At 74.5% G+C, this 13,140-nt stretch carries 14 protein-coding genes; 8 read left to right on the plus strand and 6 right to left on the minus strand.

Features of this window, described 5'->3' with window-relative positions; genetic code table 11:
* Positions 1-129: 129 nt before the first annotated feature.
* The 3 genes from O2W14_RS13375 to O2W14_RS13385 all read left to right on the plus strand — a co-directional run bounded on the left by O2W14_RS13375 (position 130) and on the right by O2W14_RS13385 (position 2,682).
* Positions 130-390, plus strand: a complete 261-nt coding sequence (locus O2W14_RS13375; protein WP_269176591.1) for a chorismate mutase — start codon at positions 130-132, stop codon at positions 388-390.
* Positions 391-455: 65 nt separating this feature from the next.
* Positions 456-1,190, plus strand: coding sequence for a PIG-L deacetylase family protein (locus O2W14_RS13380; protein ID WP_269176611.1), 735 nt, complete (start codon positions 456-458; stop codon positions 1,188-1,190).
* Positions 1,191-1,299: 109 nt separating this feature from the next.
* Positions 1,300-2,682 (plus strand): acetamidase/formamidase family protein, encoded by a 1,383-nt coding sequence (locus tag O2W14_RS13385; protein ID WP_269176592.1) that lies wholly within the window; start codon positions 1,300-1,302, stop codon positions 2,680-2,682.
* A 43-nt stretch (positions 2,683-2,725) separates the two neighbouring features.
* On the opposite strand, the gene O2W14_RS13390 is transcribed toward O2W14_RS13385, so the two are convergent.
* Positions 2,726-3,385, minus strand: a complete 660-nt coding sequence (locus O2W14_RS13390) for a response regulator (protein ID WP_269176593.1) — start codon at positions 3,383-3,385, stop codon at positions 2,726-2,728.
* Entirely contained in the window at positions 3,382-4,605 is a 1,224-nt protein-coding gene (locus O2W14_RS13395) for an ATP-binding protein (RefSeq protein ID WP_269176594.1), read from the minus strand. The genes O2W14_RS13390 and O2W14_RS13395 overlap by 4 nt, the downstream gene beginning before the upstream one ends.
* A gap of 132 nt (positions 4,606-4,737) precedes the next feature.
* Here O2W14_RS13395 and O2W14_RS13400 point away from each other — a divergent pair, with 132 nt between their 5' ends.
* The 3 genes from O2W14_RS13400 (at position 4,738) to O2W14_RS13410 (ending at position 6,363) form a co-directional block, all read left to right on the plus strand.
* The gene (locus O2W14_RS13400; RefSeq protein ID WP_269176595.1) at positions 4,738-4,995 is read left to right on the plus strand and encodes a PspC domain-containing protein; all 258 of its coding nucleotides are present in this window, start codon (positions 4,738-4,740) and stop codon (positions 4,993-4,995) included.
* A 167-nt stretch (positions 4,996-5,162) separates the two neighbouring features.
* On the plus strand, positions 5,163-6,110 hold the full coding sequence (locus tag O2W14_RS13405) for a PspC domain-containing protein (protein ID WP_269176596.1): 948 nt from the start codon (positions 5,163-5,165) through the stop codon (positions 6,108-6,110).
* Complete coding sequence (locus O2W14_RS13410) at positions 6,103-6,363, plus strand: hypothetical protein (RefSeq protein WP_269176597.1); 261 nt, start codon at positions 6,103-6,105, stop codon at positions 6,361-6,363. The genes O2W14_RS13405 and O2W14_RS13410 overlap by 8 nt, the downstream gene beginning before the upstream one ends.
* A gap of 150 nt (positions 6,364-6,513) precedes the next feature.
* On the opposite strand, the gene guaA is transcribed toward O2W14_RS13410, so the two are convergent.
* The 3 genes from guaA to guaB are packed head-to-tail and all read right to left on the minus strand — an operon-like array spanning position 6,514 to position 10,796.
* Positions 6,514-8,109 carry a glutamine-hydrolyzing GMP synthase gene (guaA, locus tag O2W14_RS13415; protein ID WP_269176598.1) on the minus strand — a complete coding sequence of 532 codons (1,596 nt, stop codon included), beginning with the start codon at positions 8,107-8,109 and terminating at the stop codon, positions 6,514-6,516.
* A gap of 5 nt (positions 8,110-8,114) precedes the next feature.
* Positions 8,115-9,284, minus strand: coding sequence for a GuaB3 family IMP dehydrogenase-related protein (locus O2W14_RS13420; RefSeq protein WP_269176599.1), 1,170 nt, complete (start codon positions 9,282-9,284; stop codon positions 8,115-8,117).
* 3 nt (positions 9,285-9,287) lie between these two features.
* Positions 9,288-10,796, minus strand: a complete 1,509-nt coding sequence (guaB, locus tag O2W14_RS13425; protein WP_269176600.1) for an IMP dehydrogenase — start codon at positions 10,794-10,796, stop codon at positions 9,288-9,290.
* A 190-nt stretch (positions 10,797-10,986) separates the two neighbouring features.
* Between guaB and O2W14_RS13430 the strand changes: the two genes are divergently transcribed.
* Entirely contained in the window at positions 10,987-11,421 is a 435-nt protein-coding gene (locus O2W14_RS13430; RefSeq protein WP_269176601.1) for a DUF5319 family protein, read from the plus strand.
* A 122-nt stretch (positions 11,422-11,543) separates the two neighbouring features.
* Here O2W14_RS13430 and O2W14_RS13435 read toward each other — a convergent pair whose 3' ends face one another.
* The gene (locus O2W14_RS13435) at positions 11,544-12,317 is read right to left on the minus strand and encodes a response regulator transcription factor (protein ID WP_269176602.1); all 774 of its coding nucleotides are present in this window, start codon (positions 12,315-12,317) and stop codon (positions 11,544-11,546) included.
* A gap of 392 nt (positions 12,318-12,709) precedes the next feature.
* Between O2W14_RS13435 and O2W14_RS13440 the strand changes: the two genes are divergently transcribed.
* On the plus strand, positions 12,710-13,009 hold the full coding sequence (locus O2W14_RS13440; protein ID WP_163612656.1) for a WhiB family transcriptional regulator: 300 nt from the start codon (positions 12,710-12,712) through the stop codon (positions 13,007-13,009).
* Positions 13,010-13,140: the final 131 nt, after the last annotated feature.

A 13,140-nucleotide genomic window follows, 5' to 3' on the forward strand; every position in this document is an offset into this window, starting at 1 on the left:
ACGGCCACCGGTCCCCGGTGTCCGTACCCGCTGGCTGAGAAGCCACCGCACACGACGCCCCGGGCCGACGGCCCCGGGGCGTTCCTCGTCTCCTGGGGTCGACGGCCACCCACCGCCCCGGAGGACCTGATGACCACCAGCACCGACCCGGCCGCCCAGATCGACGCGCTGCGCGGCGAGATCGACACCTGCGACGCCCAGATCATCGAGCTCGTGCAGCGCCGGCTGGCCGTCTCCCAGCAGATCGGCGCCCTGCGCTCGGCCAGCGGCGGCACCCGGCTGTCGCTCTCGCGCGAGCAGCGGGTGCTGGACCGCTTCCGCACCGCGCTGGGCCCGGACGGCGTCTCGCTGGGGATGATGCTGCTGCGCCTGGGCCGCGGCCGCCTCTGACGAGGGACCACACCTCGCAGGCTCGGCACGGGTCCCGGAGCGGTGGCCATAAGCTGCCCGGCGTGATGCCGCTGCCGACCGCCCCTGCCGAACACGTCGAGCGGGCGCTGTGCGTGCTCGCCCACCCCGACGACGTCGACTTCGGCAGCGCCGGCACCGTCGCGCAGTGGACGGCGGCCGGCACCCAGGTCAGCTACTGCATCGTCACCGACGGGGACGCCGGCGGGTTCGACGAGACCCCGCGCGACCAGATGCCGGTGCTGCGCCGGGCCGAGCAGACCGCCGCGGCCGCCGCCGTGGGCGTGACCGACCTGCACTGGCTCGGCTACCCCGACGGCCGGCTGGAGCCCACGCTCGAGCTGCGCCGCGACATCAGCCGGGTCATCCGGCAGGTGCGCCCGCAGCGGGTGCTCACCAGCTCCCCGGAGCGGTTCTACGAGCGGATCGGCGCCAGCCACCCCGACCACATGACCGCCGGTGAGTCGACGCTGCGCGCGGTCTACCCCGACGCCCGCAACCCCTTCGCCCACCCCGAGCTGCTGGCCGACGAGGGCCTGGAGGCGTGGACGGTGAGCGAGGTGTGGCTCGGTGGCGGCCCGCGTCCGGACCACGTCGTCGACGTCACCGACGTCGTCGAGCGCAAGTGGGCCGCGCTGATGTCGCACGTCACCCAGGTCAGCCACCTGCCCGAGGGCCAGCTGCAGGAGTTCGTCGGCGGCTGGATGCGGCAGACCGCGAAGGAGCACGGCCTGCCCGAGGGCCGCCTGGCCGAGGCCTTCCAGGTCGTCTACACCGGCTGACACACAGCGCGACGTCCGTGTGACGGAACGTATCGTCACCGACGCACAGCGGCAACAGAGCATCCGTAGACATCGTCCCGACCGCCAGGACCAGGCACCGGGAGAGACGTTGACCGACCGCTCGCACCACCTGTCCACCGACCAGCCCGACCCGGCCACCGCAGCCGGCGTGCTCGAGCAGGGGCTGGGCCGGCGCGCCTTCGTCCGGGCCGCCCTGGCCACCGGCGCCGTCGTGGCGGCCGGTGTCGCCACCGCGTCACCGGCCGCGGCCACCCCCAGGCCCCGGACCCGGCTGCCGGGGCAGGTCCTCCAGCCGGGCACCGGCCCGATCGACGGCGACGTCTACCTGCCCTCCCGGCCCGAGGAGGTGCTGTGGGGGTACCTGCCGCGCACCACGGACAGACCGGTCGCCCGGATGCGCTCCGGGCAGACCATCACCATCGACACGGTGAGCCACGAGGGGCTGCTGGAGGACCAGGGCCGGGACCCCGCCGCGTGGTTCGCCGGCAAGGGCGTGCCGCGCGACCAGGTGCTCGACGACGCCGTCGCCATCGCCGCCGGGTACGCCCGGCACCAGCGCGACTTCGACGCCGACGGGCCGCACGTCATCACCGGACCGGTGCACGTCGAGGGCGCCCGCCCCGGTGACGTGCTGAAGATCGAGCCGCTGTCGGCGATGCCCCGGGTCCCCTACGGGGTCATCTCCAGCCGGCACGGCAAGGGGGCGCTGGCCGTCCAGTTCTCCCCCGACGCCGGCATCAGCAAGGCCGAGGCGATGCCGCGGACGCCGGACGGCCGGGGCACCAAGGACCCGCTGCGGTACGGCAACGTCTCCGTCTTCACCCCCGTCCGGCGTGCCCGGGGCGGGGTGCCCACCGCGCACCTGCCCGTGGGCACCAGCGGTGAGGTCGCCTGGCCGCTGGACCCCTTCGCCGGTCTGATGGCGGTCGCCACCGTGGGCGACGCGACGAAGCTGAACGACCCGCTGGTCAACTCGATCCCGCCGACGCTCGGCGGCGGCAACATCGACGTGAAGCACCTCAACGTCGGCTCGGCCTTCTACGTGCCGGTGGTCGCCGAGGGGGCGCTGTTCTCCACCGGTGACCCGCACATGTCGATGGGCAACGGCGAGGTGGCCCTGACCGCGATGGAGGGGTCGCTGCGGATCACCTACCGGCTCACCGTCTGCCGTCCGGGGTCGGGCGACGCACCGTCGGTGGCCTTCCGGTACCCGTTCGGGGAGACGCCGGACGCGTGGGTGCCGATCGGGCTCTCGGACCCCGACGGGTCGCGCAACGGGCAGGGCAGCGACCTGGACACCGCCAGCCGGCGGGCCGTGGTCAACGCGCTGGACTTCCTGGAGACCGACCTCGGCATGGACCGGCAGGTGGCCTATGCCTACCTCTCGGCGGCGGCGGACTTCGAGGTCTCCCAGGTCGTCGACCGCACGGTCGGCGTCCACGGGGTCATCCCCAAGAGCCACTTCAGCTGAGGTGAGCCCTCCTCCCCGGCACGCACGTGCCGGGGAGGAGGGCTCACAGCAGGCGGTTGGTCGCCGCCCAGCGGGTGAGCTCGTTGCGGTTGGACAGCTGCAGCTTGCGCAGCACGTTCGAGGCGTGGGACTCCACGGTCTTGACCGAGATGAACAGCCGGCCGCCGATCTCGCGGTAGGTGTAGCCGCGGGCCAGCAACTGCATCACCTCCCGCTCACGGGCCGACAGCAGGTCCAGGCCTGGGTCCACGGCGGGGTCCTCCGCCGGTGCGGCGGGGGCAGCAGTCGCGGCGAACGCGTCGAGCACGAAGCCGGCCAGCCGCGGGCTGAACACGACGTCGCCCTCGGCCACCCGCCGGACGGCGTCCCGCAGGTCGGCCCCGGAGATGGTCTTGGTGACGTAGCCGCGCGCCCCGGCCCGGATGACGGCGATGACGTCCTCCGCGGCGTCGGAGACCGAGAGCGCCAGCCAGCGGGTCGCGGGCAGCTCGGCGCGCAGCGTCTCCAGGACGGCGCGGCCGCCGCCGTCGGGCAGGTGCACGTCGAGCAGCACGACGTCCGGCGTGGTGGCCCGGATGCCGGCCACCGCCCCTGCGACGTCCGCGGCCTCGCCCACCACCTGGACGTCGTCCCCGAGCTCGGCGCGGACGCCGGCCCGCACCATCGCGTGGTCGTCCACCAGGTACACCCGGGGCCCGCTCACGCCGGCACCTCCGCGTCCCGTGGGAGGCACAGCTCCACCTCGGTCCCCTCTCCTGGTGCCGAACGCACCGTCGCCGTGCCGCCGATCCGGGTGAGCCGGCCGACGACGGAGTCACGCAGGCCGCGGCGGTCACCGGGGACCGAGGCCGGGTCGAAGCCGGTGCCCCGGTCGCGCACGTACACGGTGACCGTCGCCGGGCCGATCTCGCTGTAGAGGGAGACGCTGGGCGCGCCGGAGTGCTTGGCGGCGTTGACCACCGCCTCCTTGGCCGCCTGCCCGAGGGTGGCCACGGCCTCGTCCACCGGCAGGTCGCCGACGACGACCGGGTCGACGGTGACGGCGTGGTCGGCCTCGACCTCGGCGACCAGCCGGGCGACCAGACCGGCCCAGGTGCCACCGGTGACGATGGTCGGCTCGTAGAGCCAGGCGCGCAGCTCCCGTTCCTGGCTGCGCGCCAGCCGCCCGACGACGGTGGGGTCGGCGGCGTGCCGCTGGATCAGCGCCAGGGTCTGCAGCACCGAGTCGTGCAGGTGGGCGGCGACCGCGGCGCGCTCCTCCGACCGGATCCGGGCGGCGCGCTCGGCGGCCCGGGAGTCCAGCAGCCGGCGCCACAGCGGCGCGGTGGCCAGCGTCAGGCCGACCAGGATGACGACGGTGCCGGTGAAGCCGTTGCGGGCGTTGGCCAGCTGGCCGGTGGTCGCCAGCAGCAGCACCAGCCCGGCCGCGCCGAGCACGGCGCCGCCGACCAGCCCCCAGCGGGCGGTGCCGCGGTCGAGGTCGCCACCGGCGTCCAGCTGGCGCCAGATCACCGCGAGCCCGGCCCCGGCCAGCACCAGCGGCAGGATCACGGAGAACCCGCCGGAGCTCGCCAGCTCCGACACCGCGGCAGCCGACACCACCGCCAGCAGGCCGAGGCCGAGCAGCTGCCGCCGGCTGGGCCGGGCGGGCACCTGGGCCGGGTCGTGGGGCTCGCCGTCGGCGGCGGCCACCGGCATGGTCAGCCACAGCAGGGCGTAGGCCACCACGCCGACGCCGGTGACCGACAGCGCCAGAAAGACGACCCGCACCACGACCGGGTCGACCCGCAGGTGCGCCGCCGTCCCGCTGGCGACCCCGGCGAGGAGGCGGCCGCCGCGCGGTCGAGCCAGCGGCGGCCGGGCCGGGCGCCGCGGGGCGGGCGCCGCCGGGGGTCCCGGGGCCGGCGCGGTGCTGGTGGTCACCGGACGATGGTGTCACCGCGCGGGGCACCGGCACATCGGTGATCACCCCGAGTGCGGACGCCGTCGGGGTCCAGGGTCGGTTCCGGTGGTCCCCCGATGCCCGGACGCCGGTCGGCGGGGCAGCGTGGTGGCATGACCTCGACCGAGTACGCGACCACCTCCTCCACCGGCCCCACCTGGGGCGTCCCGGCCCGTCCGCGGCTGGTCCGCAGCCGCACCGAGAGGATGGTCTCCGGCGTCTCCGGCGGGCTCGGCGCGCACACCGGCATCGACCCGGTCTTGTGGCGGCTGCTGTTCCTCACCCTGACCGTGCTCGGCGCCGGCACCGGGGCCCTGCTCTACGGCCTGCTCTGGGTGCTGATGCCCGCCGAGGACGCACCGGCCCGCTGACCCTCGACCACCCCCGGGGACGGACGCCACGACGGCGTCCGTCCCCGTTCGGCGTCCGCATGGTGTCCCGACGCCCGGCAGTGACGCGCTGGGACTCCCCGAGGATCAGGGTCGGGTCAGGTGGTTCCCCGATACCGCCGACGGCCGGCGCTCGGCAGGCTCGGGGCATGACCACAGCGTTCCCACCGTCCGCCCCTCCCCCGGCCGCCGAGCCCCCGGGCGCCCAGTCCCCGCCGAGCTCGTGGCCGCCCCCGCCGCCGACCGCCCCGGCCCCACGCGGGCAGCTGCGGCGCAGCCGCGACGACCGGGTGATCGGCGGCGTGGCCGGCGGGCTCGCCGAGTACACCGGGGTCGACGCCCTGCTGTGGCGGGTCGGCGCGATCGCGCTGACCGTGGTCGCCGGCAGCGGCGTCGTCGTCTACGCGCTGCTGTGGCTGCTGATGCCCAGCGCCCCGGCCGGCCCGCCCGGCGCCGTGGTCGAGAAGGAGCCCCGCGGACCGCGCTCACCGGTGCCCGGGGTGACCCTCGCCGTCCTGCTGATCGTGCTCGGCGTCGTGGTGCTCGTCGACCAGCTGACCGGCGCCGACCTCGGCCCGCGCGGCTACCTCGGCAGCGCGCTGCTGGTCGTCGGCATCGGCCTGGTGGTCGGTGCGCTGACCGGCGTCGGCCGCGGCGCGAAGATCGGCCTGGTCACGCTGGGCGTGCTGCTGACGGCGGCGCTGGCGCTGGCCTCCACCGTCCAGGTGCCCTCCGGGGACGTCGGCGACCGCACCTACCGCCCGCTCACCGCCGACACCGTGCAGCCGCGGTACGAGATCGGGCTCGGCGACCTCACCCTGGACCTGACCGACGTCGACCTGTCCGACCTGTCCGGCCCGGTCGCCATCGCGATCGAGTCCGGCGTGGGCGACGTGGACGTGCTCGTGCCCATCTCCGCCGACGTCGAGGTGACCGTCGACAACGGCATCGGCGAGGCCGAGCTGTTCGGCCAGGACCGCTCCGACGGCGGCTTCTTCCCGGGCAGCGGCCGGGCGGCGTGGTCCGGCGACGACCAGCCCGAGTTCGTCCTCACCATCGAGTCCGGCCTGGGTGACGTGGAGGTGTCCCGTGGCTGAGCCCACCGGCCGTCAGGAGACCGAGGTCCTCCCCGACGACCTGTTCACCAAGGAACCCCCGCCGCCCCGCCGCCGCCTCGACGTCGGCGCCCTGGTCGCCGGCACCGTGTTCATCGTGCTCGCCGTCCTGCTGATGGCCGGCGTCGACCTGCCCGCCGACTGGTTCGACCACGACCTGGGCTGGCTCGTCCTGGTCGCCGCCGGCGTGGCCCTCCTGGTCAACGAGCTCAGGAAGTACCGCCGCCGCCGTTGACCAGGACCGCTGCGGGACGACAGGAGGAGACGCGACGTCGTCCCGCAGCCGTACCCGGCACTCGTGCCCGTGACGAGCGCCAGCGAGGAGCGGTCGGGCCCTCTTCCGGGCCCCGCCGCGAGCTTGCTCGTGGTGGGGAGGACGGGGTCCTCACTCCCACTCGATGGTGCCCGGCGGCTTGCTGGTGACGTCGAGGACGACCCGGTTGACCTCGGCCACCTCGTTGGTGATCCGGGTCGAGATCTTCGCCAGCACGTCGTAGGGCAGCCGGGTCCAGTCCGCGGTCATCGCGTCCTCACTCGACACCGGGCGCAGCACGACCGGGTGGCCGTAGGTGCGGCCGTCGCCCTGGACGCCGACGGAGCGGACGTCGGCCAGCAGCACGACCGGGCACTGCCAGATTTCGGTGTCCAGCTTCGCGAGCGTGAGCTCCTCGCGGGCGATCGCGTCGGCCTGGCGGAGGACGTCGAGCCGCTCGCGGGTCACCTCGCCGATGATCCGGATGCCCAGGCCCGGGCCGGGGAAGGGCTGGCGCTGCACGAGGGTGTCGGGCAGGCCGAGCTGGCGGCCCACCTCGCGCACCTCGTCCTTGAACAGGGTGCGCAGCGGCTCGACCAGGGTGAAGGTCAGGTCCTCGGGCAGCCCGCCGACGTTGTGGTGGCTCTTGATGTTCGCCGTCCCGGTGCCGCCGCCGGACTCGACGACGTCGGGGTAGAGCGTGCCCTGCACGAGGAAGTCGACGCTCTCGCCGTGCTCCGCGGCGTCGGCGATCACGTCGAGGGCGGCCTGCTCGAAGACCCGGATGAACTCGCGGCCGATGATCTTCCGCTTGGTCTCCGGGTCGGTGACCCCGGCCAGTGCGGTGAGGAACTGCTCGCTGGCGTCGACGACCCGCAGGTCGGCGCCGGTGACGGCGACGAAGTCCCGCTCGATCTGCTCGGTCTCGCCCTCGCGCATCAGCCCGTGGTCGACGTACACGCAGGTGAGCCTGTCGCCGATGGCCTGCTGCACGAGTGCTGCGGCCACCGCGGAGTCGACGCCACCGGACAGCCCGCAGATGGCCCGCCGGTCGCCGATCTGCTCGCGGATGAGCACGACCTGCTCGGTGACCACGTCGGCCATCGTCCAGGTCGGCTGCAGGCCCGCGATGTCGAACAGGAAGTGCTCGAGCACCGTCTGCCCGTGCGGGGTGTTCTTCACCTCGGGGTGGAACTGCACACCGGCCAGCCGCCGGTCGACGTCCTCGAAGGCCGCGACCGGGGCGCCCGTCGAGGTGGCGGTGACGGTGAACCCGGGCGGGGCCGCGCTGACGGCGTCCCCGTGGCTCATCCAGACCGACTGCTCGTCCGGCAGGTCGCCGAACATCCGCGACTGCGTGGTGACGGTCAGCGGGGTGCCGCCGTACTCGCGGTCGCCGGTGTGCGCGACGGTGCCGCCGAGGCTCTGCGCCATGGCCTGGAAGCCGTAGCAGATCCCGAACGCCGGGACGCCGGACTCGAACACCGCCGGGTCGACCTGCGGCGCACCCTCGGCGTAGACGCTGGAGGGACCACCGGAGAGCACGATCGCCGCCGGCTTGCGGGCGAGCAGCTCCGCGACCGGGACGTCGGAGCCGACGAGCTCGGAGTAGACGCCGGCCTCCCGGATCCGCCGGGCGATCAGCTGCGCGTACTGGGCGCCGAAGTCGACGACCAGCACGGTCGGGAAGTCCATGTGCGCGGGGCTGCTCGTGGTCGCCTCGGTCATGGTGCTCAGCCCACCAGGTGGCCCGGGCCGGCGACGGCTGCGCCGTTCCCGCCCAGGACCAGGTCGACCCGCTGGAACTCCTTGAGGTTCTGGTAGCCGGTCTTGGCCATCGTGCGGCGGAGGGCGCCGAAGAGGTTGGTGCGCCCGTCGGCGGACTCGGCCGAGCCGTTGAGCACGTCGGCGAGCGACCCGCGCGGCGCGACCGGGGCCGACGTCCCGCCCCGGGGCAGCCGCGGGTGGGCGGCCACGGAGTCCCACCACACCCCGCCGCCGGGGGCCTCGGCGGCCACGCGCAGCGGCTCGCCGAGCTGGACGGCGTCGGCACCGCAGGCCAGGGCCCGGGCGATGGCGCCGCTGGTCTCGATGCGGCCGTTGGCGATGACGTGCACGTAGCGGCCACCGGTCTCGTCCAGGTAGTCGCGGCGCGCGGCGGCGGCGTCGGCGATGGCGCTGGCCAGCGGCACCCGGATGCCCATGACGGCGTCGGCGGTGGACCAGCTGTCGGCGCCCACGCCCACGATCACGCCGGCCGCGCCGGTGCGCATCAGGTGCAGCGCGGTCTGGTAGTCCGCCGCCCCGCCGACGATCACCGGCACGTCGAGGTCGGCGATGAACTCCTTGAGGTTCAGCGCGTCCTCGCCCGAGGAGACGTGCTCCGCGGAGACGATCGTGCCCTGGATGACCAGCAGGTCGACCCCGGCCGCGAGCACCGTGGGCGCGAGCGCCAGGGTGTGCTGCGGGGAGATCCGCACCGCCGTCGTCACGCCGGCGGAGCTGATCTCCTTGATCCGGGCGGCGATCAGGTCGGGCTTCACCGGCTCGGCGTAGACCTCCTGCAGCAGCGCCACCGGCGGACCGCTGTCGGGGCCGGCGGCCTCACGCAGCCGGCGCAGCACGTCGGTCGGGTCGTCGTAGCGGGCCCACAGGCCCTCGGCGTTGAGCACGCCCAGGCCACCGGCCTGCCCGACGGCGACCGCGGTGGCCGGGCTGACCACGGCGTCGCTGGGGCTGGTGACCAGCGGGATGTCGAACCGGAAGGCGTCGATCTGCCAGGCGGTGGAGACGTCGTCGTGGTCACGGGTGCGGCGGGAGGGGACGATCGACACCTCGTCGAGGTCGTAGCCCCGGCGGGCGAACCGGTTGAGACCGATCTCGACGTTGTCACGAACTGGCATGGGTCAGCGGCCTCGGTAGTTGGGGGCTTCGGTGGTCACCTGGACGTCGTGCGGGTGGCTCTCGGTGAGCCCGGCGGAGGTGATCCGGGTCAGCTGGCCGCGCTCCTGCAGGTCGGCGATCGTCGCCGCTCCTGCGTAGCCCATGCCGGCGCGCAGGCCGCCGACGAGCTGGTGGGCGACCCCGGCCAGCGGGCCCCGGTAGGGCACCTGGCCCTCGATGCCCTCGGGCACGAGCTTGTCGTCGGACAGGACGTCGTCGGCGAAGTAGCGGTCGCGGCTGAAGGACTGGCTGCCCCCGCGCTTCTGCATCGCGCCGAGGGAGCCCATGCCGCGGTAGGACTTGTACTGCTTGCCGTTGGTGAAGACCAGCTCGCCCGGCGACTCGTCGACGCCGGCGAACAGGCTGCCCAGCATCACGCTGTCCGCACCCGCGACGATGGCCTTGGCGATGTCGCCGGAGTACTGCAGCCCGCCGTCGCCGATGACCGGCACGCCGGCCGGGCGGCAGGCCAGGCTCGCCTCGTAGATGGCGGTGACCTGCGGGACGCCGACCCCGGCGACCACGCGGGTGGTGCAGATCGAGCCCGGTCCGACACCGACCTTGACCGCGTCGGCACCGGCGTCGACCAGGGCCTGGGCGCCGGCGCGGGTGGCGACGTTCCCGCCGATGACCTGGACGGGGAAGTCGGCCTTGACCCGGCCGACCATGTCCAGCACCGCGCGCTGGTGACCGTGGGCGGTGTCGACGACGAGCACGTCGACACCGGCGTCCACGAGCAGCCCGGCGCGCTTGTAGGCGTCCTCGCCGACCCCGAGGGCGGCGGCCACGAGCAGCCGGCCGTCGGCGTCCTTGGTGGCGTGGGGGTACTGGTCGCGCTTGACGTAGTCCTTGACGGTGATCAGCCCGCGCAGCCGGCCGGCCTCGTCGACCAGCGGCAGCTTCTCGATCTTGCGGGCGCGCAGCAGGGAGAGCGCGGTGTCCGGGTCGACCCCGACCGGGGCGGTGACCAGCGGCATCGGCGTCATGACGTCGCGGACCAGGCGGTCCTGGTCGGTCTCGAACCGCATGTCGCGGTTGGTGATGATGCCGACGAGCACGCCGTCGGCGTCGACCACGGGGGCCCCGGAGATGCGGTAGCGAGCGCTGAGCGCGTCGACCTCGGCCAGGGTGTTGTCCGGGGAGCAGGTGACCGGGTTGGTGACCATGCCGGACTCGGAGCGCTTCACGAGGTCGACCTGGCCGGCCTGGTCCTCGGCGGCGAGGTTGCGGTGCAGCACGCCCACGCCACCGGCGCGGGCCATGGCGATCGCCATCCGCGCCTCGGTGACGGTGTCCATCGCCGAGGACAGCAGCGGGATGGCCAGCCGGATCTCCCGGGTCAGCCGGGTGCTGGTGTCGACCTCGGTGGGGACGATGTCCGACGCGCCGGGGATGAGCAGGACGTCGTCGTAGGTCAGCCCCAGGGGGGCGAACTTCGCCGGCAGTTCGGGGGTGCGCTCGTCGGGCTGCACGTGCCGCCACCTCTCGTGTGTGGTTGGTGGGAGCGCCTCCGGGGCGCACGGGAACCCACTCCATGCTAGGCGGAGGCCACCAGGGGCCCCTCCCCCCGTTACCGTGGTCCGGTGGACGGGCCAGCCCGACCACCTGCCGGTCCGCCGGCAGCGCCCTGACAGGCCGGCCCGGTGCCGGCGAGGAGGACACGTGGACGCGTGGGACGACGCATTCGGCGCATCCTCGGATCGCGACCCGGAGTTCGGGGGCGACCTGGGCCCGGGCGACCACTCCGGTCAGCCCCCGCTGACGATCGAGGAGCGCGCCGGGGTCCTCGACGACCTCGCCGAGCTCGAGGTGTTCCGCACACTGCTGGAGCCCACCGGGGTCAAGGGCATCGTCGTGGACTGCCCGGACTGCGAGGAGGAGCACCACGTCGACTGGGCGCTGATGCAGGCCAATCTGCGCCAGCTGCTCGACGAGGGGCAGACCGGCCGGCACGAGCCGCCCTTCGACCCCGACCCCGACGACTACGTCAGCTGGGACTACGCCAGCGGTTACGCCGACGGGGTGGCCGCCCTGGCCGAGCGCGAGGAGCCGACGGGCCGCCACGGCACCGGCGGCCGGCACGCCCGCGAGGACTGAGGGAGTACCCCTCGCTCCCCACGCCTCGCACGCTCGGCGTGGGACCTGCGAGGGGGCCGAGGACGACGACAGCGCGGTGACCTGGACCGGTCACCGCGCTGTCGTGTGTCAGGTGCTGGGGGTCAGGTCATCATGCCGCGGCGAAAGCCGGTGGCCACGGCCTCGGCACGGTCCTTGACCGCGAGCTTGCGGAACAGCCGGCGGGCGTGGGTCTTGATGGTGTCCTCGGAGAGGTAGAGCTCCCGGCCGATCTGGGCGTTGCTCTTGCCCTGGCTCATGCCGGTGAGCACCTGCATCTCCCGCATCGACAGCGCGACCTGCGGCGCGGCCGGCACGGTGGAGCGGACGGTGGTCGGCGCCAGGCCGGCGAGCGGGCTCGCCCCACCCCACGGCGCCGGGCCCGAAGGACCGCCCGCCGGGGCGCCGGGCATGGCGACCGCGTGCTGCGGGTTGCGCGGCGCCGGGGCGAGCTGCCCGGCCGGACGCGGGGCCTCGGGACGCAGGCCGGTGCGGGACATGCCCAGACCCAGCTCGAGCGGACTGGCGTCCCAGCGCAGGAAGCCGCGGGCACCGAGGGACACCGCGGCCCGGACGGTGTCGGCGTCGTCGGGGGCGCCGAGCATGAGGACCGACAGCCGGGGGTGCGTGCGCAGCACCTGGGTGGCGACCGACAGGCCGCTGTCGGTGGCCCGCTGGGTGCCCACGAGCAGGACGTCGGGCAGCCGGTTGTCCAGCCGCGCCATCAGCGAGGCCGGGTCGCCCACGGCCTCGACCCGGGCGACGAACGGCAGCGCGAGCAGCCGGCCCGCGACCTCGTCACGGACCCGGCGGCGCTCGTCGAACACCCAGACCACGGCCCCACTGCTGCCGTTGCCACGCGCCCTGTCCTCGATCACCGGATGCTCCCGTCTGCGCCGTCCCGGAGGCCGGCGGCCTACCGACCGGGACGTGCCCGGGCGGGTGCCTGGAACGGGTGGACCCCGCTCCGGGGTGCCGGCACCGCCGGTCTCCCGGACGGGTGTCGGGGTGTCCCCCACACCGGTGGTCGGCACTCCCTGTGACCACCTTGATCCGCAGAGTCCCCGGACAACAGGCGCGATCACCCCCGCGGGTGAGGGCCGAGGAGCACCCGGTCGCTCACCTACGGCAGCGGGGTGACCGGGAAGCACAGGTCGGCCGATCCCGCACGACGAACGCGGACAGAGGTGTTTGGGGCCGATCGGCGGCGGGCATCGGCGTGGAAGTGACCGGGCCGACCCCCCGGTGCGCCACGAGCCGAGGAGAACCGATGGCCGACATCCGTCGCCTGCCCAACCCCGTCGCCGAGGTGTGGGACTGGCAGCTCCACGGCGCCTGCCGGGGCGAGAGCACGTCCCTGTTCTTCCACCCCGACGGTGAGCGTGGCCCTGCCCGTGCGCGTCGCCAGGCCGCCGCCAAGGCCGTCTGTGGCCGGTGCCCGGTGCTGGAGTCCTGCCTCAAGCACGCCCTCTCCGTCCGCGAGCCCTACGGGGTGTGGGGCGGCATGAGCGAGGAGGAGCGCACCCGGCTGATCGCCGCCGAGCCCGCTCCCATCGCCGCCGGGGTCTGAGCTCACCCGGCGGGACACTCCCCCGCCGCAGACACACGAGAGGGCCGGCCCGACCCGCACCTGGGCGACGAGGCCGGCGACGGTGAACGGCTTGGGGAGGTAGGCGTCGGCGCCGGCGGCCAGGCCCCGGG

Source organism: Modestobacter sp. VKM Ac-2986, assembly GCF_026967795.1.
Taxonomy (GTDB): domain Bacteria; phylum Actinomycetota; class Actinomycetes; order Mycobacteriales; family Geodermatophilaceae; genus Modestobacter.

What these genes read in the sequence shown, in the direction of transcription:
- O2W14_RS13375 (WP_269176591.1), top strand. Translation starts at nt 130, where the DNA reads ATGACCACCAGCACCGACCCGGCCGCCCAGATCGACGCGCTGCGCGGC.
- O2W14_RS13380 (WP_269176611.1), top strand. Translation starts at nt 456, where the DNA reads ATGCCGCTGCCGACCGCCCCTGCCGAACACGTCGAGCGGGCGCTGTGC.
- O2W14_RS13400 (WP_269176595.1), top strand. Translation starts at nt 4,738, where the DNA reads ATGACCTCGACCGAGTACGCGACCACCTCCTCCACCGGCCCCACCTGG.
- O2W14_RS13405 (WP_269176596.1), top strand. Translation starts at nt 5,163, where the DNA reads ATGACCACAGCGTTCCCACCGTCCGCCCCTCCCCCGGCCGCCGAGCCC.
- guaA (WP_269176598.1), bottom strand. Translation starts at nt 8,109, where the DNA reads ATGACCGAGGCGACCACGAGCAGCCCCGCGCACATGGACTTCCCGACC.
- O2W14_RS13420 (WP_269176599.1), bottom strand. Translation starts at nt 9,284, where the DNA reads ATGCCAGTTCGTGACAACGTCGAGATCGGTCTCAACCGGTTCGCCCGC.
- O2W14_RS13440 (WP_163612656.1), top strand. Translation starts at nt 12,710, where the DNA reads ATGGCCGACATCCGTCGCCTGCCCAACCCCGTCGCCGAGGTGTGGGAC.